This is a genomic window from Pseudoalteromonas sp. S327, assembly GCF_005886415.1.
Lineage (GTDB): Bacteria > Pseudomonadota > Gammaproteobacteria > Enterobacterales > Alteromonadaceae > Pseudoalteromonas > Pseudoalteromonas atlantica.
This window is the reverse complement of the sequence record NZ_PNDP01000058.1, coordinates 1-21,851: the sequence shown is the minus strand read 5'-3', so window position 1 is coordinate 21,851 and position 21,851 is coordinate 1. Positions and strand designations below refer to the sequence as shown.

The window sequence follows — 21,851 nt, the reverse complement described above, 5'->3', positions numbered from 1 at the left end:
TTTATGTGAACTTAATTTAATGAGTGGCGTCTACTATTATGCTTGTTGATTAATTGCAGTTATCACAAGCTTCATGTTGATTTCCCTGATTGGTTACTAAATTTAGTAATGATTGAGCCAGCCCTTTTAGCTGGCTTTTTTTATGCCTTTAGTAAATGTTACGCCCCTACCCCCCACTACCTTTATTCGTTATGATGGCATGTCTCTAAATTTTATAAGTTTATTTTATGTTTACTCAGTTATTAACGCATATAGATTGGTTAAGTGCCAGCGCAGGGCTTGCAACAGGGCTCGTACTATATGGCCTAGTGTCGCTCCCTTCTCGTAATAAATTAAAACAACACATTAGCGAGCAACAGCAACAGTTATCGTTATTACAAAACCAGTATGACAATAAACAGCTGCAATACACGGCCTTATTTGATGAGCACGAGCTGCTCGAGCAATCACATCAAGAGCAACGCGATGAAGCGCAGCATTTTAAAACTCGCTTTAGCGAGCAAGAAAAACAAAGTGTTCAATACAACCATTTTTGGCGTAAAGCCGAAGGCGAACTTAGTGCCTTGCGAGAGCAATATAACCAGCGCGATATTGAGCTTAATAATATGCGAACTACGCTTGAGCAAAAGCAGCAAAACTTTACCGAGCAGCTTGCACAAATCGAGCAAAGCAAAAATGTGCTTAAAAAAGAGTTTGAAAACTTAGCTAATAAAATTTTAGAAGAAAAATCGCAAAGCTTTAAAACCCTAAACCAAGAAAGCATTGAGCAACTATTAAAACCAGTTCAAGGGGAGCTAAAAGGCTTTAGAGATAAAATGGAATCGATTCACGTTGAAGACTTAAAACAACGTGCTGCCCTTAAAACTGAGCTACTGCACTTGCAAGCTAAAAGCCAAGCTATTACCGAGCAAGCCGATAAACTTAGTAATGCCTTACAAGGGCAAAAAAAGACCCAAGGTAATTGGGGTGAACTGATGCTCGAAAACGTACTCGACAGCGCAGGCCTTCGCGCGGGTACCGACTACAAACGCGAAGTATCGTTTAATACCGAAGACGGTCGACTGCGCCCCGACGTAGTGGTGTATTTACCTCAGGGCCGCCACTTAGTGATTGACGCTAAAACATCGCTAAATGCTTATACCCGCTACGTTAATGCCGAAAATGAGCTAGAGGCTAGCCAAGCAATTAAAGAGCATGTAAATGCTGTTACCGCGCGTATTAACGAGCTTGCCAGTAAATCGTACGATCGTCTCCCTGGTATAAATTCGCCTGAAGTAGTTATCATGTTTGTGCCTATAGAATCTGCATTTGTAGAGGCGCTTAAATATCAAAGCGATATTTACCAACAAGCTATCGAAAAAAACATTTTAGTTGCTACACCAACGACTCTGCTTACAAGCCTTAATATTGTTAAACAGCTGTGGCGCTTCGAAGAGCAAACCAAATACTCTAAAGAGCTGGCGAATCGTGCAGAGCGCTTTTACAACAAGCTCAATGGCTTTTTAACGAGTATGGAAGGTGTTGGCAAGCAACTAGACCGTGCAAAAGAAAGCTACGATAAAGCCTTTTCACAGCTTTACCGTGGTAAAGGTAACTTAATTAAACAAGCTTCAGAATTTAAAGAGCTAGGTGTATCGGTTCAAAAAGAGCTACCAAACGAAAGCGTAGAAAAAGCCCAATTAGAGCTAGATTAAATTCGATTTATCTCTACTGTTTTATACATTAAAAGGAAGGTTAATGGTTTTTCCCTTACTCAATTCGCAAAGGTTAGCGTTAACCCCCATTAATTATGAGGATAGAGACGCTATTTTTGCTCTTTTTTCAGACCAAGGTGTTACTAAATACTATGATCTGGCGCCCTTTACTCAAGTTTCTCAGGCCGATAAGTTAATCGAATTTTTCAATATTCGGTATAAAAATGGAGAAGGGATCCGCTGGGCTATCCGTTTAAAAAATACTGATGAGTTAATAGGTACTTGCGGTTTTAATAGTTGGTCAGTACCAATGAAGCACGCATTTATTGGTTACGACCTTAATAGCCAGTATTGGGGTACAGGCTATGCTTTTGAGGCTATTCATATGATTATAAAAGCTGCCTTTGATGGATTGCTAAGTTGCGGTGCTATAAATCGAATACAAGCCGACACAGTACCAGGAAATAACGCATCAGAGGCGCTTTTAATAAAGCTTGGCTTTTGTGAAGAAGGCACAAGGCGCCAAAGTGGTTTTTGGAAAGGGCAATTTCACGATCTGAAATGCTTTGGACTTTTAAGCGCGGAGTTCAAGTGATGAAAACGGATGTTGTAATTTATAAGTTATTGCACGAAATTACTGCTCAATTCCCTGAAGTTAAAGCGTTGCTGAGCATATATGATAAAGACGAAACCACGTTTAAAATGGAGGCGTTTTCTAAAGCCACAACACACGCTTTTGCTCTTGGCTATGTGGAGCAAGCCCAGCGTTATTTAAGTTTTATGGCTGAAAAGCTAGTAAACGCTGAGGCAAAAGTAATTGAATACATAGACGTATATTACGTAGAAACATTATTTTGGGGCGCAAGTTCTCATACTATTGCGGTTGGTTGGCCTCTAGTGCCTGCCAACTTACAAAAGCTTTATATCAATTTTCATGGTAAAGCGCCGCAAAACTAATACAACTAAAGCTCGCATGTACTCGCTTACGCCTTTAATACTCCACCTCATTCAATAACTCATTTACTTTTTCATCGCCAATACACTCTCCATTAGACCAACTTGCATTAAGCAGTGTAATTAAATTACCAATACGCTCTGACTTACGCTGTAGCTGCTCTATTAGTGCATTAGCTTCATGTTGTTTTTGAGTGAGGCGCTCAATAATGGCGTTGTGATCTAGCTCCTCATTAGGCTTACGCAGGGAGGGGATTTCTTCAAGCGAAAACCCTAAACTTTGTGCAAACTTAATCATTTTAAGCTGCTCTACACTGGCTTTGTCGTATTGCCTATACCCGTTGTTATTTCGCACGCCGTGTGGCAGCAGCCCTATACTTTCGTAATACCGTATGGTGCTTGCTGCAATACCCGAGTGCTTAGCTAGTTCACCTATTTTCATTATTACCTCTACTATAAAAAGCGGGTTGACCTTAAAGCTGACTTTAAGGTTATAGTGCCTGTAATGTCAATTTATGGTTTATATTTATGTCTGAGTTTGAACAATCTGCTGTATTTACGCCCTTTACCCTACCAAGCGGTTTAACGCTTAAAAACCGAGTAGTAAAAGCCGCTATGGAAGAGAACCTCGCAGAGGCCGATCTAACGCCATCGCAAATGCTTAAAAATGTATACAACGAATGGGCAAAAGGCGGTTGCGGGTTAATTATTACTGGCAATGTTATGGTCGACCACCTTGCAATGACAGGGCCAGGCGGCCTTGCCCTCGAGCAGCAAACCGATATAGCGCCTTTTGCAGAGCTTGCTCATTTAGGGCAGCAAAACGACTGTAAAATTGTGATGCAAATAAATCACCCTGGCCGCCAAGTATTTCAAAAAATGGGTGGTAAAGCGCTAAGTGCCTCTGATATTGCGCTTAATATGGGTAAGCACTCTCACTTATTTGCCCAGCCAACAGCTATGGATAAAAGCGAGATTAGTGATGTTATCGCTCGTTTTACCCATACAGCGCAACAGGCCGAAAAAGCAGGTTTTAATGGCGTGCAAATACACGCTGCACATGGCTATTTATTAGCGCAGTTTTTATCTCCACTAACTAATAAGCGTGATGACGAATGGGGCGGTAGCCTTGAGAATCGCGCGCGATTATTACTTGAAATAACACGCAGTATTAAAGCGCAATGCAGCGCCGGTTTTTCGGTATCGGTTAAGTTAAACTCAGCCGATTTTCAGCGCGGCGGCTTTGAACCGCATGATGCGCAAGCAGTTGTTAATATGCTTAGTGCATTAAAGCTTGATTTTGTAGAGCTTTCGGGCGGAAGTTACGAAGCACCAGCTATGCAAGGACAAACAGGCGATGAGCGTACACTTGCACGTGAGGCGTACTTTTTAGAGTTTGCCAAAGCAATTAGCGAGCAATCAAACATACCCATTATGACCACCGGTGGCATTAGCCGATTAGATGTGGCAAATAAAGTAATTAGCTCAGGCGTAGCGCTCGTTGGTATGGCCACGGCACTGGCTTATCAGCCTAATTTAGTTAATTGCTGGCAAACACAGCCAACGCAAAACCTGCTTATGCCGCGTGTTACGTTTAAAGACAAAACCCTTGCAGGGCTTGCCACTATGGCGCTGGTAAAAAGGCAAATTCGCCGAGTGGGCCAAGGCAAACGCGTTAAAGCAAATGCCTCGGCTATTTTTACTTTAATAAGTGACCAAATGCGCGCTGCAAAGCTTACAAAGCGCTATCGAAAACGCTTTGCAAAAGAGCTAAATTAATTAGCTCTAGTTTAAACTGATATTTTCTATGCCACACTTGAAAGCGTTGATTGATGGGCGTTTGCATATGCCCAATTAACGCACTCTTGCGCTAAAATAGCGATGGTATCTAGGCAAGTTTCTGGCGAGTGTTTGGCTTGTTCATTTAACACAAGCGGTATTTCTGTACAGCCAAACAACACGCAGTCAGCACCTTGAGCAAGCATTAAGTCGTATGCCTTGCTTAACAAGTGGCGACCTTTATTTAAATCGCCCGCTTTTACGGCGGTTATCCCATCCATTATGGCTGCTTGTTGTTGAGTGTTTGGTTCAACAAAATCAATATTGTGCTGCTTAAACGCATTTTGGTAAATGCCCATATTAAGCGTAGCGGTAGTGGCTAAAATGCCAACCTTTTGTTTGCCCGTGGCTTTTACTTGTTTTATAACGCTTTTTACAATGCTAATGGTGTGTACATCGGCATTTTTAGTGAGCGCGTCGTACCAGTAATGCGCGGTATTACACGGAATAACAATACAACTTACACCTAAGCTTGTTAGCTCTTTAAAGCCTTTTTTAAGCTCAAAAAATGGGTTTTCACCTTCAAGACTCATTAAAAATTTTGTTCTGTCAGGAATTTGCGGGATATTCCTTATAAACATAGGTATATGCTCTTGATCATTTTTAGCGGGCGATAGCGCAATTACCTGATTCATAAATGAGGCGGTAGCCAAAGGCCCCATTCCACCTAATACGCCAAGAGTTCTAAGCATGATTGCATTCCGGTTATTGAGTTTATAGGCTTAATTTATAGTGTTTTATTTAGTTTGAATAATGCTATTATTTTACCACCCATGCACAAATTGCATAACTAAGTGGTCGCTATGAATATTGAAAGTAAATGGTTAGAAGATTTTTTAACGCTCTCGCACACAAAAAGCTTTTCGCAAGCGGCAAAGCTTAGGCATATTACGCAACCTGCATTTAGTCGGCGTATAAAAGCCCTTGAAGACGCCCTTGGCGCAGCCCTAATCGACCGAGAAAACTTGCCTATTACCCTTACCCCAAGCGGTAAAATATTTCATATAACGGCGCGTAATTTAGTTAACCAAATGAATACCTCGGTTAGCATGCTTGAGGAGTTATCGGTGCAGCAAAATTATTCTGTAAAGGTTGCAGCCGCACATTCTTTAGCGAGTTTTTTAACCTTACAACTCGCTAACTTTCAAACGCAAGATGAGCGCGACATTGTACTTAATTTAGAGGCTATAGACGTAGATAAAGCCACCGAAGCGCTAGAGCAAGGTGAATGCGACTTACTAATTGCCTTTGATAACGAACGCCTTAAACTGCCGCCGTTTAGTCATCAAAAAATAGGTAATGCTAAGTTGTTACCTGTTAGCGCCTGTGACAAGCAAGGCAAAGCCTTATATAACCTAGAAAGCGCAGCGCCTATACCGCATTTAGCCTACAGCCTCGACTCCTACATGGGCCGGCAGTTAGAGCCTATTATATCGGGCGCTAAGCTTAAAAAGGTGTTTGTTTCATCCATGACTGAGCTTTTAAAAGTGCACGCTGTAGCGGGCAATGGAATTGCCTGGCTGCCTGACTACGTTATATCAAACGAGCTTAAAAATAATACCTTGGTAGTTGTAGGGAGTGCGCACCACTGCGTGCCAATAACTTACTATGCGTATAGGTATCATGCGGCTTTGCACCCCGGTGGCGAAAGTGTATGGAATAAATTAACTGAGCTAAATATAACCTAACTGTAAACCCCCGTTACAGTTAATAAGGTATTATTAATTTAAAACGATAACAGCTATGTGCAATGAAATTTTAATTATTTACCTATTTTATTATGGAGTTTTATTTCCATAATAATTGGGTATTTTGTCTCTTTTTTAATGCTCTTGATAAAGCCAAAATAGCGTCATCAACACAGAGTATTAACTAGCTAACGAGGCAACTCCCATGAAAGCAATTGGATATCAAAAAAGTTTACCTATCGAAAACGAATTATCATTACAAGACATTGAACTTGAAACGCCAACAGCACACGGCCACGATATTTTAGTAGAAGTTAAAGCGGTATCGGTTAACCCGGTTGATTTTAAAATTCGCCAAGCAATGCCAGCAGCTGAGGGCGAATATAAAGTAATTGGTTGGGATGCAACTGGGGTTGTTAAATCGGTTGGCGAAAACGTATCGCTATTTAAGCCAGGCGACAAAGTATGGTACGCAGGCGACATTACGCGCTCAGGCAGTAACGCGCAGTTTCAATTAGTTGACGAGCGTATTGTTGGCCATATGCCAAGCTCGCTTTCGTATGGCGAAGCCGCAGCATTACCGCTTACCAGCATTACTGCGTGGGAATTATTGTTTGACCGTTTAAACGTAGCTAAAAATGATGATTCTAAAAGCATTTTAGTTATTGGTGCCGCCGGTGGTGTGGGCTCAATTATGGTGCAGCTATTAAAGCAGCGCACTAAATTAAATATTATTGCCAGTGCCTCTCGTGCTGAAACAACATCGTGGTTAGAAGATTTAGGTGCCGACACTATTGTTAATCACCGTAACCCGTTAAGTGAAGAATTTGCAGCTAAAAACTTAAGCGAAGTGGATTACGTTGTTAGCTTAAACAATACAGAGCAGCACTTACCTGAAATTGAAAAAGTAGTGAAGCCACAAGGTCAATTTGCCCTTATTGATGACCCTGAAACACTTAATATTGTGCCATTTAAAAACAAAAGCGTGTCGGTACATTGGGAGCTTATGTTTACTCGCTCGTTATTTAAAACCGACGACATGCAAGAGCAACACGTTATTTTAAACAACGTAGCCACTATGATTGACCAAGGGCTAATTAAAACTACGGTAGGTGAGCACTTAGGTAAAATTAACGCAGCCAATTTACGCAAAGCGCATCAGCATCTTGAATCGCAAACCGCTAAAGGTAAAGTGGTGTTAGAAGGCTTTTAAGGTCTTTAGCTAATATAGTTTTTTTTGAGTATACCCAAGCCCCTAACGGGGCTTTTTTGTGGCTATTATTTATATAACTGGTTGTAATTAGGAATATGTTTTACCCAAAATGCAGGGCTGCCAATATACTCTTGTACAGTTTTTATAAATTCGCTCACCAGTGGTGTTTGTTTACGGTGCGGATACAGCGCATAAATACCTGTGCCCGATGCGCTAAGCTTATAATTAGTTAATAGCGGCACTAGCCCCATTTCGTCTATGGGTTTTTCTAAGTTAAATAAATCTAGCATCACATACCCTAAACCCGCTTTTGTGGCATCAAGCATGGCGCGTACATCGCTTACCTTATAGTTGCCTTTTATTTTGTGGGTTTTGTATTCATTACCATGAGGCTGGGTGCTTAATTTAATTTGATCTAGGCTTACATCGCCATTGCCATAAACCACTGCAGGTAAGGCGATAAGTTCTTCGGGTGTGCTTGGCATACCATGGCGTGCAATAAAGTCATTAGAGGCAACCAAAGCAAAGTGCATGTCAGATATTTTTTTTGCCATTAGATTGGAGTCATTCAATTTGCCAATTCTAAATGCTAAATCGTAATGATCGGCAATAATATCGTTGCGCTTATCATCAAGCATGAGGGTTATTTTTACCTCAGGGTATTTTTGCATAAATAAATTAATGGCAGGCTGCACATACTGCTGCCCAAAAAACATGCCCGAGGTAATGCGCAAAATACCTTTAGGTTTTGCTTGGTAGGAGTCGGCAATGCTATGAATATCACTGAGCGTATCAATTAAAATATGCGCTTGCTGGAGTATTTCCTCCCCTGCGGAGGTAAGCGAAAACGAGCGCGTAGAACGATTAAGTAATTGAATACCTAAACTGCTTTCTAGCTTTTTAATTTGCTTTGAAAGCGATGAGTTGTCCATATCGTGCAGCGCCGCGGCTTTAGCAAATGAGCCTTGCTGTACTACGTCAACAAATAACGCTAATTGGTTGGTGATTGACATCTCACTCTCCTAAATCCCAATAAGGTGTATCGGTGTAATAATTGCTCGCAAAATCAACAAACGCGCGCACTTTACTGGGTAAAAACTGCCTGTTTGCGTACACCATATAAAGCCCTATTGGCTCAGGCTCGTAGTCTTTTAATATACGTACTACTTTACCCTGTGCCATCGCCTCACCAGCTATAAATGTTGGCTGCATGGCAATACCGCCACCTGCTATAGCGGCATTGAGTAGCAGGTCGCCATTGTTAGCAACTAGGTTACTTTCAAGCTTTAACTCGTTTTTAAGCTCGTTCGCTCCACGTAGCTTTTTGGTAGGCTCGGTGTGTGCGTAGCGTAAATAGTTATGCGATTGCAGCTCTTCTAAGGTAGTAGGCGTGCCGTGCTGCGCTAAATAAGAAGGAGAGGCAAATACCGCTAACCTAATAGGCGCTATTTTTTTAGCAATAAGTGAAGAGCTTTTTAAAACCCCAATGCGCAGCGCTATATCAATACCTTGCTCAACAATATCAACAAACTGGTCGGTAAGGTTTAGATCTAATTTTAAATTTGGATAACGCTTTTGAAACTCAACCAATAGCGGTGCTAAGTGCTTTACCCCAAACGACATAGGGGCACTAATACTGAGTACACCAGAGACATTTTCGTTTAGGTTATCGAGCGAATTTTCCATGTCGTCTATATCGTCTAGCACCTGTAAGCAGCGGGTAAAATAGTGATCTCCCGCCTCGGTAGTGCTTACTTTGCGCGTGGTGCGGTGCAGTAATCGGGTAGCAAGCCCCTCTTCTAGCGCAGACACATACTTGCTCACAAGTTGCGGCGATATATCGAGCTTATCGGCAGCTTTAGAAAAAGACCCCTCTTGTACAACATTTACAAAAGTCTTCATGGTGGTTAGCTTATCCATTATTAGCAATGCCTTGTTTATAATTTTTAAATAAAGATCGTATTAATTATGTTTATAAAAACAGTTAAAGTCCACATATCGCATTTTTGCACAGTTAGTGAGTTTTTATAGCGTTATAAACACATTTTTTTGCGTAAATAACTATTTATTTACAACAAAATGGAGTTAATACGTGCTACTGCAGCAATCACGCTTCTTTTTATCCATTCTAACGCCAAGTCGGGTTTATTAATAATGCAGTATCGCTGTACGTGAATAAGCACGCTTATATTTTTATTAATGACTAAGAGATAAAGCCATGAAAAGATTAAACAACAAAGTAGCCATCGTTACTGGTGCAGCACAAGGTATTGGCGCTGCTTACGCGAAGGGTTTAGCTCAACAAGGCGCTAAAGTTGTGCTTGCTGATTTAGCCGACCCAAGCGCAGCCGTAGCTGAAATTATTGCCGCTGGCGGCCAAGCAATAGGCTGCAAAGTAGATGTAACGAATAGTGAATCGTTAGATGCCATGGTAAAACAAACCGAAGCTGAATTTGGCCCGGTTGAAATATTAGTTAACAATGCCGCTATATTTGCTGCGCTTGAGCTTAAGCCATTTTGGGAAATATCTGAAGACGAATGGGATTTAGTTATGCGCGTAAATGCCCGCGGGCCTTTTCAATGTACCAAAGCAGTGTTGCCTAGCATGCGTAAATTAGGCCGCGGTAAAATCATTAACATTGCATCGGGTACATTTTTACGCGGTGCACCTATGTTTTGCCATTATGTGGCATCTAAAGGCGCGGTTGTTGGGCAAACACGTGCGTTGGCCACTGAGCTTGCTAACGATAATATTTTAGTTAATTGCCTATTAGTTGGCTTAACCGAAAGCGTTAAAAATAACGCACAGTTTGATAAAGCTAAAAATAGCACACTAGGCTCACGAGTAATTAAACGTGCAATGGAGCCTGAAGACTTACTTGGCCCTATTTACTTTTTAGCCAGTGAAGACAGCGATTTTATGACCGGACAATGTATTAACGTTGATGGTGGTGCAATTAACTACTAACACGCCTTATTGCTTATTTAGTGTTAATTTAAAAGCCGATGTTTATGCATCGGCTTTTTAACGTGGGGGCAAATAAAAATCAGTTTAACAATACTGTATTTATAATATCTCAATGTGCGCTTTATTTATTAACAAAATAAAAGCCAATAAAATACGGGTATATTAATAAAACCCTTAGGTATTACCATGGCCCAACCTGCACTATTTATCTCTCACGGTTCACCTATTATGGCCGTACAGCAATCGCCAACGTCCGACTTTTTAAAAGCGCTTGGCAAGTCACTCAACACGCCACGCGCTATTGTTATTTTTTCGGCGCACTTTGATATGGCCCACGATGAAGCGGCTCATAATATTGTAATAACCGCAGGGCGTGAGCCTGAAACCATTCACGACTTTTATAATTTTCCTGCGCATATGTATAACATTAAATACCCAGCTCCAGGTCATCCTGAGCTTGCGGGTAATATTGCAACGTTATTTAAAAATAAAGGCATTACAGCAATACTTGATGAACGCCAAGGCTGGGATCATGGTGTATGGATACCACTGCGCTTAATGTACCCGCAGGCAAATATTCCTATTGTACAAGTATCTATAAATACTCAATTAGGCGCAAAAGCCATGTATGAATATGGGCAGTTACTTGCCCCACTTCGTGACGATAATATATTAATTATTGGCTCTGGCGGCATTAGCCACAACCTACGAGAAGTGTTTAAAACCCCTGCTACACCTAACCGTGTACAAATGGTAAAAGCGTTTACCCAATGGGTTGAACACGCGCTTTTAGCGCAAGACACACCCGCACTTTTAAATTACTTAGCCGATGCACCCCATGTGTTATTTAACCACCCTACCCAAGAGCATTTTTTACCACTCTTTGCTGCTATGGGCGCAGGCGGCAAGCAAGTTGAAAAACTCTTTAGTGATATTGAAATGGATATTTTAGCGCTTGATACCTATAAGTTTTATTAATTTTAATCAGCACGCTGTAAGCGCCTTGTGTTTTTTTAATCAAAGTGTAATGGGGGTTTACAAAGCGTATGTTGGGTTAAGAGCAGCAAAGCCCAACATAAAGTTATAAAGTGGGCTTTAACGCAGCTTTTTAATGTAATTAGATGTGGCGCTATTTTTATGCGCTTCACCATAAATAATTGGTGACGGATAGTATTCTGCGTCTAACTGTATGGTGGAGGCAACATCTTCACTAAAATAATCGGCAATAAAAGCAAGGCACATATCCATACCTGCTGAAACACCCGCACAAGACCAAATATTGCCATCTTTTACAAAGCGTTCTTCAACTACGGTTACAGTGTTATCTTTTTTAAGGTGCTCTAAAAAAGCCCAATGGGTGGTTACTTTTTTATGCTTAAATAGCCCCGCTTTTTGCATTAAATACATACCAGTGCAAATAGATAAAACACTGTGGCAGTTTTCAGCTGTTTTTTTAAGATAATTAATAACGTCAAGGTCTTCCATTGCTATACGTGCACCACTACCGCCAGGTACAAATAATACATCGGGCTGCACTGGGTCAGTAAAATGATAATTGGCACTAAAACGCATGCCGTGCTCACCTGAGGGAGTCATAGAATTTAGCGATATTAATTTGGGTTTTTCACATAGCCCCTTTTCTGCCAGCAGGCCTATTAGTTCCCAAGAACCAACTAAATCCAGCTCTTCAACTTTGTCGTAAATTAAAAAATATATTTTCATACTATGTTATTTAGTCCTTTAATTTGTATCGTTTTTAAATAATAGGCGCTGCAATCGTGTTGTAAACTTTATTAATTTGAGCAATCGTTCAAAGTAAGTTAAGCTCAAAACGATTAACTTACAAGTATCTTAAATTTATTGGGAGCAAACATGGCAACCACACTCGCATTTGACGTATACGGTACGCTTATAAACACTCACGGCGTGCTGTCTTTACTTGAAGATATGATAGGCAATAACGCGCAAAACTTTTCAAATACATGGCGCGAAAAACAATTAGAGTATTCGTTTAGGCGTGGGTTGATGCAAAACTATATACCGTTTTCGTTATGTACCAAACATGCCCTCGATTACGCGTGTTTAGCGCATAAAACGCAGCTTAGTGACGATCAGAAGCAGCAATTGCTTGAGCAGTATAAAATTTTACCGGCCTTTGACGATGTTAAAAAAGGCCTTGAGCAACTTAAAGCGCAAAATTACCGATTGTTTGCATTTTCAAATGGCGCTGCTGATGCGGTTAATAAATTGCTCGAAACTGCAGGTATTAGTGAGCTTTTTGAAGGCGTTGTAAGTGCCGACGATATGAAAACATTTAAGCCAAACCCAGGTGTTTACAGCCATTTCTTACGCGAAACAAATTCAACGGGCGCAAACACGTGGCTTATTTCGAGTAACCCGTTTGATATTACCGGCGCTATTTCACATGGTATGCGCGGAGCATGGATAAAACGCTCTGAGGATTCTATTTTTGATCCGTGGGAAATTCAGCCAACCACCGTAGCCACCGATCTAGTGGATTTAAAAAATAAGCTTGAAGATATCAATTAAGCTGCATTTTTACTTTTATATCCCTCTTTAGCATTTAAGGTTTAGCCGAGTTGTAAAGGGGGTTTACTTCTTATAGTGGTACTGCACACTTATAATACGTTCGCTTTTAGCTACCCCCCCATTTCTCAACTCTTATATTTCAACTATCGAACTATTTTACAAACTGTCATTATTTAGCACACATTTTGGCACCCTTTCATAGCTCATTTTATATACTTTGTTAGTTTTAAAAGTAATTCCTTATAACTAATCAATCACTCCTAATTGCGGAAATAAACCTATATCTAACCCTTAATCATTATTGTAAATGCAAATTGTTACTATTAAGATCCTCAACCCCAATACAAGTACAACCAAGGAGCGAATATGTCACAATTACAATCGGCGCAGCTCAGCCCTGTCGAAAATAAAGCAATATTTGAGCAAAACGGGTTACCTCCTCAATTTAATCTCGATCAGTTTATTAACTACCAAATAGCGTCGTTGCAGGGGCTTTCGGCTGTACAACAAGCTATGGCTAAAGCGCAAAAGCCGTTTTCTGGCGTGTCTGTTAATACGCTAGCCGCCACTGTAAATGATGTAGATTTAGCCAAACCTCTTGCTGATTTTCCTGCAGTTTTAAACGAGCTTAAAAGTGTGTATTTAGATCACGCTGTGTATTTTCATCATCCGCGTTATATGGCGCATTTAAATTGCCCCGTTACGTACCCTGCGGTTGTGGCTGAGCACATCATTGGCGCAATCAACACGTCGGTAGACACCTGGGATCAAAGCGCTGGCGCGACCCTTATTGAACAAAAATTAATTGATTGGAGCTGTGAAAAAGCAAAATTACCTAGCACTGCCGATGGCGTTTTTACCAGTGGTGGTACGCAATCGAACTTAATGGCTATGCTTGTTGCTCGCGAAGTTGCAGTGAGCCGCTATGCACCTAATCATGAAGTAAAACTGCAAGGCTTGCCTGAAGTAGCCTCACGTTTTCGTATTTATTGCTCTGAGGTTGCGCATTTTAGTATTCAAAAGGCAGCGGCATTATTGGGCCTTGGTTATAACGCGGTAGTGCCCGTGGCTACAAACAATAAAATGCAAATGGATATGGACGCACTTAACCACGCAATTGCGGATTCTAAAGCCAAGGGCGATTTACCTATCGCTGTGGTAATTACCGCAGGTACAACCGATTTTGGCTCAATTGACCCTGTTGAAGACATAGCAACACTTGCTAAAAAAGAGCAGCTTTGGTGCCATGTTGATGGCGCATACGGCGGCGGATTATTGGTAAGCGAGCATCACCGAAGTGCTTTAAACGGCATAGAACAAGTAGATTCAATTACCATTGATTACCATAAATCGTTTATGCAACCGGTTAGCTGCAGTGCTTTTTTATTAAGTGACAAACGCCATTTTAGCCACATTACCCTTTACGCCGACTATCTAAACCCGCTTGCTGAGGCCGGCAATGGTACGCCAAATTTAGTTGATAAAAGCTTACAGACCACACGCCGTTTTGATGCCCTAAAGCTTTGGTTAACACTGCGCACCATGGGTGAAGCGCCACTTGGTCGAGCGTTTGATAAAGTAATTGGCCTTGCTCGTCAAACCCACATTGTTCTTAACGACCACCCAGATTTTGAAGTTATAAATTATCCAGAACTTAGCGCATTGGTATTTCGCTTTGCGCCAGAGGAGCTAAAACATAACCCCGATTTACTCGACACCCTAAACCTGCATGTACGCCAAACATTCTTAAATACTGGTGAAGCCATGATTGCGCGCACCAAAATTAACGGCCGTCATTACCTTAAATTTACGTTACTTAATACCCAGTGCCAATTGAGCGATGTACGCGCCGTGCTTGAACAAATTAGCACTATTGCGTGGCAAACGTATAAGGAGCAAAAATAATGAGTAACCAACCCTATGACTTTATAGCCATTGGCCTTGGCCCGTTTAATTTATCGTTAGCGTGTTTAAGTGAGCCGCTAGAGGGTGTTAAAAGCTTATTTTTAGAGCAGCGTAGCCAATTTGATTGGCACCCCGGCATGATGCTAGAAGGTGTTACTTTACAAACGCCGTTTATGTCTGACTTGGTGACTCTTGCAGACCCTACCAGTAAGTACAGTTTTTTAAATTATGCCAAGCTTAATAATCGCTTATACCCATTTTATATTCGCGAGAGCTTTTTTTTACTGCGTAAAGAATACAATCTCTATTGCCAGTGGGTGTGCTCGCAGCTTAGCAACGTAAGCTTTGAGCAAAGTGTAACTAAGGTTGAATTTTGCCAGCAAAGTGAGTGCTATACCGTTACCTGTAAAACCCCAAATGGGGAGCAACACTATGTTACGCGCCACTTAGTGCTTGGCACTGGCCCTGCCCCATACATCCCTGATTGCGCAGTGCAAAGTAATTCTAATAACGTACTGCACAGTAGCGATTTTTGCCACCGCCTTGATGAGCTAAAAGCAGCTAAACGCGTTACGGTTGTAGGAGCTGGGCAAAGTGCGGCTGAAATTTATCACACCTTATTACAACAAGCCGTGCCACAAGGTTTGCAACTAGATTGGATTGCGCGATCGCCGCGTTATTTTCCGCTGGAATACACTAAACTCACCCTTGAGATGACCTCTCCTGAGTATGTTGATTACTTTTATAATTTAAAAACTGAGCAACGAGATTGGCTTAATCAAAATCAAAAAAACTTATTTAAAGGCATTAATGGCGATTTAATTAATGACATTTTTGACACCCTTTACGCGCAAAGCCTAGATGGGCCCATTTCTACCACATTTAAAACTAACAGCAAGCTTACTAATACACGTAAAAGTGCTGGTCGCTTAGTCACTGAGTTTTATCATCAAGAGCTAAATGAAGCCTTTGAAATAAAAACCGATTACTTAATTTGTGCCACAGGCTTTAAATACAAGCGCCCTGCTTTTTTAAACCCCATTGCACAGCAACTCCCAGAAGATGAACAAGGCCGCTATTTAGTTAGCCGCGAGTATGCGGTAGACACCGACCAAAAACGTATATTTGTACAAAATGCAGAGCAGCACACCCATGGTTTTGTAACCCCCGATTTAGGCATGGCGTGTTATCGCAACAGTATAATTTTGCGCGAAATACTCGGTTATGCGCCGTATCAGGTTGAGCAAAAAATTGCTTTTCAGTGTTTTGATTTAAGCGATGTAGAAACCCATTCACAGCAAAAGAGTAACGCCGCATGAGTTTACGTTTAGCGCTTATTTTGCTTACGGTTATTTCGGTAGTGTGCGACACCTTATTACTGCCGTTTTATCCGCAATTTTTTGCCAGCGAATTTTCTGTAAGTAATCCCACACTTATTGGGGTATTCGTAGCTAACTGTTGTATTACCGTTATGCTCGCACTGCCCCTGTGGGCAAAGGTTGCCAAAAAATACCATGAGCTGGCTCTTTGGCTTGTAACGCAAGTTATTGCCGCCTGCTTTGGTTTGCTTTGTTATTTTGCAACTAACGTGTGGGAATTTTGGTTTTATTATCAGCTTATGTTGGTGCTCAAAGCCAGTTACCTGCTTATTTACCCGTTTGCACTGCGTTTAGAGCAGCAAAGTAAGCATCTTTCTATTATTGGCTTGTTTTCGGTACTTATGCACTTTGGTGCTATTGGCGGCGCGTTAGTGGGAGGGTACTTTTTTAGTATAAATGCACCGCGTTATGCATTGTTATTAAGTGCTGCGGGCGATGTTATACAAGTGCTGCTGTGCGCCTATTTAATGGTGAGCTTAAAGTTAGGTATTTATCAGCAAGCGATTGAAAGCGAAAAACCACGTACTCGTACACCGTATTTTATTTGGCAATTTTGCTTTATAAGCGTGGTTGTTTACTTTAGTGCGTTTTTAATTAGGCCGTTTTTTACTACCCATTGGCAAGGAATGAGCGCACAAAGCAGTGCATTCCAAAGTGCGCTTGTGTACGCCATTCCTGCTTTTGCAGCCCTACTTATGCTGTTGTTTAACCACTTTCGGCAGCACTTACCTTTTCCTACGCTTAGCCGCACCAGTACATTGTTGTGTGCTCTTATTTTTGGCGCTATTGGGCTTTATTTACAGGCGCAAGAGTCGGTGTGGTTAGTTGTCAGCTCTCGCGTTTTATACGGTATAGCGCTATTTCAGGTCATGGTTTTATTAGAAGTGATGCTATTTGCTAAAAGCGAGCCTGCTCACTACGGCAGTGATTTTGCCAAAGTGCATGTTGCGCAAAATATTGGCGTTATTTTAGCGTCGTTATTAGTGGGTATGAGTGTGGAATATTTTAATACCACCGTGCCTTTTTACTTTGCTGCCATTGGCTTTGCAAGCCTTGGCGCTATTTTTCTATGGCGCGTTAAATTTGTTGGCCAAGCTGCACACACAGCCACTTAATAATTAAAAAGATTTAGGAGTTTTTATGTATTTTTCATCTTTTGTAACCACGTTACAACACACAGGTAATATGACTATGCGGTTACTACAGCAAAGCGATATGCCCATAATTTGCCAGTGGCTTACACTACCTTACGCCCATTTTTGGGGTATGAGTAAACACACCCCCGAGCAAATGTGTAGCGCCTACCAAGATATAATTAACAACCCGCACCATCATGCCTATGTTATTGAGCAAAATAATGAGCTGCTTGCCTTAGTTGAGCTTTACAGCCCAAAGCACGACAAGCTACTCGCAGCTGCCTATGAGGTACTGCCAAACGATACCGGCATGCATATTTTACTTGCCCCAAATACACAGCCTAAACGCCATTTTAGTTTTGAAATAATGCAGTGCGTATTGCACAGTATTTTTACTCATAATGCCGATGCACGCGTAGTAGTAGAGCCCGATATTGGCAATAGTAAAATTCATACCTTAAATAAGCGTTTAGGCTTTGTGCATACTAAGCAAATAACCCTTGGTGATAAAAACGCCTACCTTGGGTTTTGTAATAAAGCTGCGTTTGAAACGCATGTTAATTTACATCACAAAGCGCAAACGCCAATAAACACCGACTATGTAAAGTTTGACCACTGGCAGTGGGCTAACAGGCACTTACAAAGTAAAGCCATTAGCGAACTGGTACACGAGCGCTTATTGGTTGCAGAGCAAACCCCACAAGGTTTTAAAGTAAATATTGAAGGGGGTTATTTTATATTTAATGGCCGTGCTATGGCGCTTAATCACATAGATATAGACGAGCCAAGCTTATGCTTTTATAACCTTAATAATGAGCAAGCAGAGCTTGATGTACTGCACTTTTTTAGCGTGCAAGGCCCTGCGCTGGGTTTAACTGGCGAGCGTTTAGCCACCTACCTTGAAGAGCTTAACGCCACACTTGCGAGTGCCTGTTATAAACGCGAAAACAACACTCTTAGCGCAGCCGAACTTGCGCAATTAGGGCTGCAACAAATAGAGGCTGCAATGAGCGAAGGCCACCCTGCGTTTGTGGCTAATAATGGCCGAATTGGTTTTAGCAAAAGCGACTTTTTACGCTATGCGCCAGAGGTGGGTAAACCGTTTAAAGTGCTGTGGTTAGCGGCGCACAAAACAGTATGTGATTTTGCTTATAGTGAATACTTTAGTGATTACCCAAGCCATATTAGTGGCGAGCTTGATTTAACCACTCGTAATGCGTTTAACAAAGCGCTAAAAACGCAAAACCTAAACCCCGACGACTACCTATTTATGCCTGCCCACCCGTGGCAATACCAACATAAATTAAGTGTGGTGTTTGCCAACGAGTTTGCCAATAACCGTTTAGTTTACTTAGGTGAAGGCGACGATTTATATCAAGCGCAACAATCTATTCGCACCTTATATAACTGCTCGCATCCGCATAAGCCGTATTTAAAAGTGGCGCTGTCTATTTTAAATATGGGCTTTATGCGCGGGCTTTCGCATGCTTATATGGCGGTAACCCCGGCTATAAATGATTGGGTATTTAATAAAGTAAACTACGACCCCACGCTTAGCGCGTGCAACTTTACTGCACTAAGAGAGTACGCCACCTTAGGGTATGCGCATCATACCTTTGAGCAAAGCGCGTTGGGCGATACACCGTACCGTAAAATGTTTGCCTGTTTATGGCGCGAAAACCCAAACCATAACTTACAAAATAATGAGCAGCTCACCACCATGGCCGCACTACTGCACCTAGATAACAACGGTAAAAGTATGGCAGGTGCATTAGTAGATCAAAGTGGTTTAAGCACACACGCTTGGCTGCAACACTATTTTAACGCCTATCTTATCCCGTTAGTGCATTGTTTTTATGCCCATAAATTAGTGTTTATGCCGCACGGCGAAAACCTCATTTTAAAGCTTAAAAATTCAGTCCCTGTAGGTGCTTACATGAAAGACATTGGCGAAGAAGTGGCACTGCTTAATAGCACTGAACCTTTACCTGATGAGGTTTCGCGTATTCATATTGCTATGCCAAAAGAGCTTGAGTTACTGAGCATATTTACCGATGTATTTGACTGCTTTTTTAGATACCTAGTGGCTATTTTAGTAAGAGAAGAGCGCATTACCGAGCACGACTTTTGGCACGGCGTTGCGCAAAGTGTTAAAGCGTATCAACAGGCTAACCCTGCCTTAAATGCGCGTTTTAAAGAGTATGACTTTTTTAGTGATGAATTTGCACACTCTTGCTTAAACCGCTTGCAGCTTGGCAATAATAAACAAATGGTTGATTTAACCGACCCAGCAGGCAGTTTACAGTTTGCCGGAAGTTTAAATAACCCGGTATCGGCAAAGTTGTATGGCTAAGCCAGTAACCCTTGCGCACTTTTTATTTTGCCCAAGTGAGCCAGCTACTGCGGCTCACCCAAGCTTAGATTTAGTGCGCAAATTAGCGATTCATTGCAAGGCGCATTACCCACATGCGCCTGGGCAATTTATTAGCCGGCATTTATATTTGCAGCTTTGTTGGCAAACTATTTATGCCTATTGTTATTGGCGTACTTCTAAACAAAATGCACATAATCCCATGCAATTACAGTTAACAATTAGCGGCGCTTATAGCCGAGGGTTTAACCTCAGCGGTGCGCCTATATTAAGTAAAGCTGAGCAAAACACTGCACTTATTGAGTTTATTAGCTGTGTAGGTAAGTGGATAAATACCGATTATGCGCTGGGTAAAAAAGAGCAAGGGCGCTTATTAATCGACACCCTTAACAGCGCATTTGAGCGTGCACATAGCTTAAATTTAGCAAGCGCTGATCACACTACACATTGCCATCAGCAGCTACACAATTTAATCAGCAATCACTTTAATTTAAACACCCCATTTAAATTAACGGCCGATCGCTTAACGTGCTGTCGTTATTATTTAGCTGGTTATAAAAAATGCCAAACCTGCCCTAAAAAGGATATTAAAACCAATGAACACACGTCTTAAAACGATAGACCTTGCCCGAGGTGCGAGCGTTTTTATTATGATTTTGGTACACACCCTATGGATGTACTCGAGCACAATGCTTCAAAGTGAGAGCCTATTTGGCGCTGTTATTCATATACTTGGCAAAGGCACCGCTTCGTTTTTGGTGGCAATGGGGCTGTCTATGGCGCTTTCGCGCAGGCAAACCCCCATGTTATTAATTAAGCGTGGTATACAGCTTTTACTACTTGCCTATTTAATGAATGCGGCAAAATTTTGGCTACCCATTGAGGTATTTAATACCATGCCCGAGGCATTTATAAATGCCTATGGCTGGCAAAGCCCGCTCAGTGCTGGGCAGTTACAATTTATGGTGTTAACCGGTGATATTTTACAACTTGCTGGGGTGAGCTTAGTGCTGTTTGGCGCGCTTAATATTGCCCGCTGGAAAACCACATGGATTGCATGTTTAGCCATGGCTATTGCACTTGTAAGCCAGTTTGTAAGGGGGCAGCAGTTTGCGCTTTCGCCTTACATTAGCGATTTGTTTTTTGCTAATAACTACCAAGTTTATTTTCCGGTATTTCCATGGGTAAGCGCTATATTAACCGGCTACGTGCTTGGGCGTGTATATATAAATAGCCAGCATAATGCTGCGTATTTATTTAATGTGTGTGCAAAGTTAGGGGCCGCATTATTAGTGATTGGTTCCGTGTGGTTATTTATTGATTTTAAAGGCCAGTTTGGTAACTTTTTTCACTTAAATGGCGGCGGTATTATTTATTTAGTGGGTTTAAATTTATGTGCATTAGCCTTAATAGAATATGCCATTGCCAATAAATTTAATGGCCCTATTACCCGCGCTCTTTTATATGCGAGCAAACATGTAACGGCCCTTTACATTATTCAATGGGTGCTAATTTGCTGGCTTATGGGCGTGTTTGGTTATCATACCCAGTCGTTTTGGCCAACGTTGTGCTTAATGGTGCTTATGAGTTTATTAACCTTTGCAGTGCACAAAGTGTATTTGCAAGCTAAACAAACCATACTCGCTATTAAGCAAAAGCCTAAGCGCGCAGCATAAATTAAACTCTCAGGCTATTACTGGTAAAGTAATAGCCAGCTATAAAAAACGAACATAAAAAATGAGCAATATACACATGGGCTAAGAGTATATAAAATCTGCTTATAGCGTGGAGCATACAAAAGGAGTCTATTAAGTAGGTAATGAGTGCAGTCGTGCTTTGCATTTACCATGTTATTTATAAGCAAGATTGTGTATTAGTCAGTTATTTTGTTTTTTTTGGAGTTTAGTTTGAAAGTAGAACAGCCTGTATTAGGCAAAACTGGCACGTTAATTTTTTTGTTATTTTAGGGCGTGTTGATCTTTGCGGATTGAAATTTGTTCAATCTAGGGGCGATTAAATCGCGGCGCGAGGTTTGTAACCTAGTGGGCTAAGTAAAAACCGAGTAACAAAGAGTTTATCGCCCCTAGGCAGAACCCGAAGGGCAGCGCATGTTTGGCAGTTATGCTGCGTGAAAGCCTATGTATGGGGAGTAAC

At 41.5% G+C, this 21,851-nt stretch carries 20 protein-coding genes; 15 read left to right on the top strand and 5 right to left on the bottom strand.

Annotated elements, in window-relative coordinates; all coding sequences use genetic code 11:
- Positions 1-227: 227 nt before the first annotated feature.
- The 3 genes from CWB60_RS17205 to CWB60_RS17195 are packed head-to-tail and all read left to right on the top strand — an operon-like array spanning position 228 to position 2,651.
- Positions 228-1,694 (top strand): DNA recombination protein RmuC, encoded by a 1,467-nt coding sequence (locus CWB60_RS17205; protein WP_004586298.1) that lies wholly within the window; start codon positions 228-230, stop codon positions 1,692-1,694.
- A gap of 43 nt (positions 1,695-1,737) precedes the next feature.
- On the top strand, positions 1,738-2,289 hold the full coding sequence (locus CWB60_RS17200) for a GNAT family N-acetyltransferase (RefSeq protein ID WP_138579940.1): 552 nt from the start codon (positions 1,738-1,740) through the stop codon (positions 2,287-2,289).
- Positions 2,289-2,651 (top strand): DUF7674 family protein, encoded by a 363-nt coding sequence (locus tag CWB60_RS17195; protein WP_138579939.1) that lies wholly within the window; start codon positions 2,289-2,291, stop codon positions 2,649-2,651. The genes CWB60_RS17200 and CWB60_RS17195 overlap by 1 nt, the downstream gene beginning before the upstream one ends.
- Before the next feature lie 34 nt (positions 2,652-2,685).
- On the opposite strand, the gene CWB60_RS17190 is transcribed toward CWB60_RS17195, so the two are convergent.
- Positions 2,686-3,090: a MerR family transcriptional regulator gene (locus CWB60_RS17190; RefSeq protein ID WP_138579938.1), complete on the bottom strand. Its 405-nt coding sequence runs from the start codon at positions 3,088-3,090 to the stop codon at positions 2,686-2,688.
- A gap of 86 nt (positions 3,091-3,176) precedes the next feature.
- Here CWB60_RS17190 and CWB60_RS17185 point away from each other — a divergent pair, with 86 nt between their 5' ends.
- Positions 3,177-4,427 (top strand): NADH:flavin oxidoreductase/NADH oxidase family protein, encoded by a 1,251-nt coding sequence (locus tag CWB60_RS17185; protein WP_138579937.1) that lies wholly within the window; start codon positions 3,177-3,179, stop codon positions 4,425-4,427.
- A 26-nt stretch (positions 4,428-4,453) separates the two neighbouring features.
- On the opposite strand, the gene cuyB is transcribed toward CWB60_RS17185, so the two are convergent.
- Positions 4,454-5,179 (bottom strand): cysteate racemase, encoded by a 726-nt coding sequence (cuyB, locus tag CWB60_RS17180; protein WP_138579936.1) that lies wholly within the window; start codon positions 5,177-5,179, stop codon positions 4,454-4,456.
- 111 nt (positions 5,180-5,290) lie between these two features.
- Here cuyB and CWB60_RS17175 point away from each other — a divergent pair, with 111 nt between their 5' ends.
- Together CWB60_RS17175 and CWB60_RS17170 are read left to right on the top strand one after the other, a co-directional pair.
- On the top strand, positions 5,291-6,175 hold the full coding sequence (locus CWB60_RS17175; RefSeq protein ID WP_138579935.1) for a LysR family transcriptional regulator: 885 nt from the start codon (positions 5,291-5,293) through the stop codon (positions 6,173-6,175).
- A 205-nt stretch (positions 6,176-6,380) separates the two neighbouring features.
- Complete coding sequence (locus CWB60_RS17170) at positions 6,381-7,388, top strand: zinc-binding alcohol dehydrogenase family protein (RefSeq protein WP_138579934.1); 1,008 nt, start codon at positions 6,381-6,383, stop codon at positions 7,386-7,388.
- Positions 7,389-7,453: 65 nt separating this feature from the next.
- On the opposite strand, the gene CWB60_RS17165 is transcribed toward CWB60_RS17170, so the two are convergent.
- Together CWB60_RS17165 and CWB60_RS17160 are read right to left on the bottom strand one after the other, a co-directional pair.
- Positions 7,454-8,401, bottom strand: coding sequence for a LysR family transcriptional regulator (locus CWB60_RS17165; protein WP_138579933.1), 948 nt, complete (start codon positions 8,399-8,401; stop codon positions 7,454-7,456).
- A 1-nt stretch (position 8,402) separates the two neighbouring features.
- Complete coding sequence (locus tag CWB60_RS17160; RefSeq protein WP_138579932.1) at positions 8,403-9,308, bottom strand: LysR family transcriptional regulator; 906 nt, start codon at positions 9,306-9,308, stop codon at positions 8,403-8,405.
- 298 nt (positions 9,309-9,606) lie between these two features.
- Here CWB60_RS17160 and CWB60_RS17155 point away from each other — a divergent pair, with 298 nt between their 5' ends.
- Both CWB60_RS17155 and CWB60_RS17150 read left to right on the top strand, forming a co-directional pair.
- The gene (locus CWB60_RS17155; protein WP_138579931.1) at positions 9,607-10,356 is read left to right on the top strand and encodes an SDR family NAD(P)-dependent oxidoreductase; all 750 of its coding nucleotides are present in this window, start codon (positions 9,607-9,609) and stop codon (positions 10,354-10,356) included.
- Positions 10,357-10,542: 186 nt separating this feature from the next.
- A complete protein-coding gene (locus CWB60_RS17150) occupies positions 10,543-11,334 on the top strand; it encodes a DODA-type extradiol aromatic ring-opening family dioxygenase (RefSeq protein ID WP_138579930.1) in 792 nt (263 codons plus the stop codon).
- 117 nt (positions 11,335-11,451) lie between these two features.
- Here the strand turns inward: CWB60_RS17150 and CWB60_RS17145 are convergent, their stop codons facing one another.
- Positions 11,452-12,078 (bottom strand): DJ-1/PfpI family protein, encoded by a 627-nt coding sequence (locus CWB60_RS17145; RefSeq protein ID WP_138579929.1) that lies wholly within the window; start codon positions 12,076-12,078, stop codon positions 11,452-11,454.
- A 150-nt stretch (positions 12,079-12,228) separates the two neighbouring features.
- Here CWB60_RS17145 and CWB60_RS17140 point away from each other — a divergent pair, with 150 nt between their 5' ends.
- From CWB60_RS17140 to CWB60_RS17110, 7 genes are all read left to right on the top strand, one after another.
- Complete coding sequence (locus tag CWB60_RS17140; protein ID WP_138579928.1) at positions 12,229-12,906, top strand: haloacid dehalogenase type II; 678 nt, start codon at positions 12,229-12,231, stop codon at positions 12,904-12,906.
- 366 nt (positions 12,907-13,272) lie between these two features.
- Positions 13,273-14,811 (top strand): pyridoxal phosphate-dependent decarboxylase family protein, encoded by a 1,539-nt coding sequence (locus CWB60_RS17135; protein WP_138579927.1) that lies wholly within the window; start codon positions 13,273-13,275, stop codon positions 14,809-14,811.
- The gene (locus tag CWB60_RS17130) at positions 14,811-16,130 is read left to right on the top strand and encodes a lysine N(6)-hydroxylase/L-ornithine N(5)-oxygenase family protein (protein WP_138579926.1); all 1,320 of its coding nucleotides are present in this window, start codon (positions 14,811-14,813) and stop codon (positions 16,128-16,130) included. Before CWB60_RS17135 ends, CWB60_RS17130 begins: the two co-directional genes overlap by 1 nt.
- Positions 16,127-17,305, top strand: a complete 1,179-nt coding sequence (locus CWB60_RS17125) for an MFS transporter (RefSeq protein ID WP_138579925.1) — start codon at positions 16,127-16,129, stop codon at positions 17,303-17,305. Before CWB60_RS17130 ends, CWB60_RS17125 begins: the two co-directional genes overlap by 4 nt.
- A 25-nt stretch (positions 17,306-17,330) precedes the next feature.
- A complete protein-coding gene (locus tag CWB60_RS17120) occupies positions 17,331-19,679 on the top strand; it encodes a GNAT family N-acetyltransferase (protein WP_138579924.1) in 2,349 nt (782 codons plus the stop codon).
- Positions 19,672-20,310 carry a hypothetical protein gene (locus CWB60_RS17115; protein WP_138579923.1) on the top strand — a complete coding sequence of 213 codons (639 nt, stop codon included), beginning with the start codon at positions 19,672-19,674 and terminating at the stop codon, positions 20,308-20,310. Before CWB60_RS17120 ends, CWB60_RS17115 begins: the two co-directional genes overlap by 8 nt.
- Positions 20,294-21,373: a heparan-alpha-glucosaminide N-acetyltransferase domain-containing protein gene (locus CWB60_RS17110; RefSeq protein WP_138579922.1), complete on the top strand. Its 1,080-nt coding sequence runs from the start codon at positions 20,294-20,296 to the stop codon at positions 21,371-21,373. Before CWB60_RS17115 ends, CWB60_RS17110 begins: the two co-directional genes overlap by 17 nt.
- Positions 21,374-21,851 lie beyond the last annotated feature (478 nt).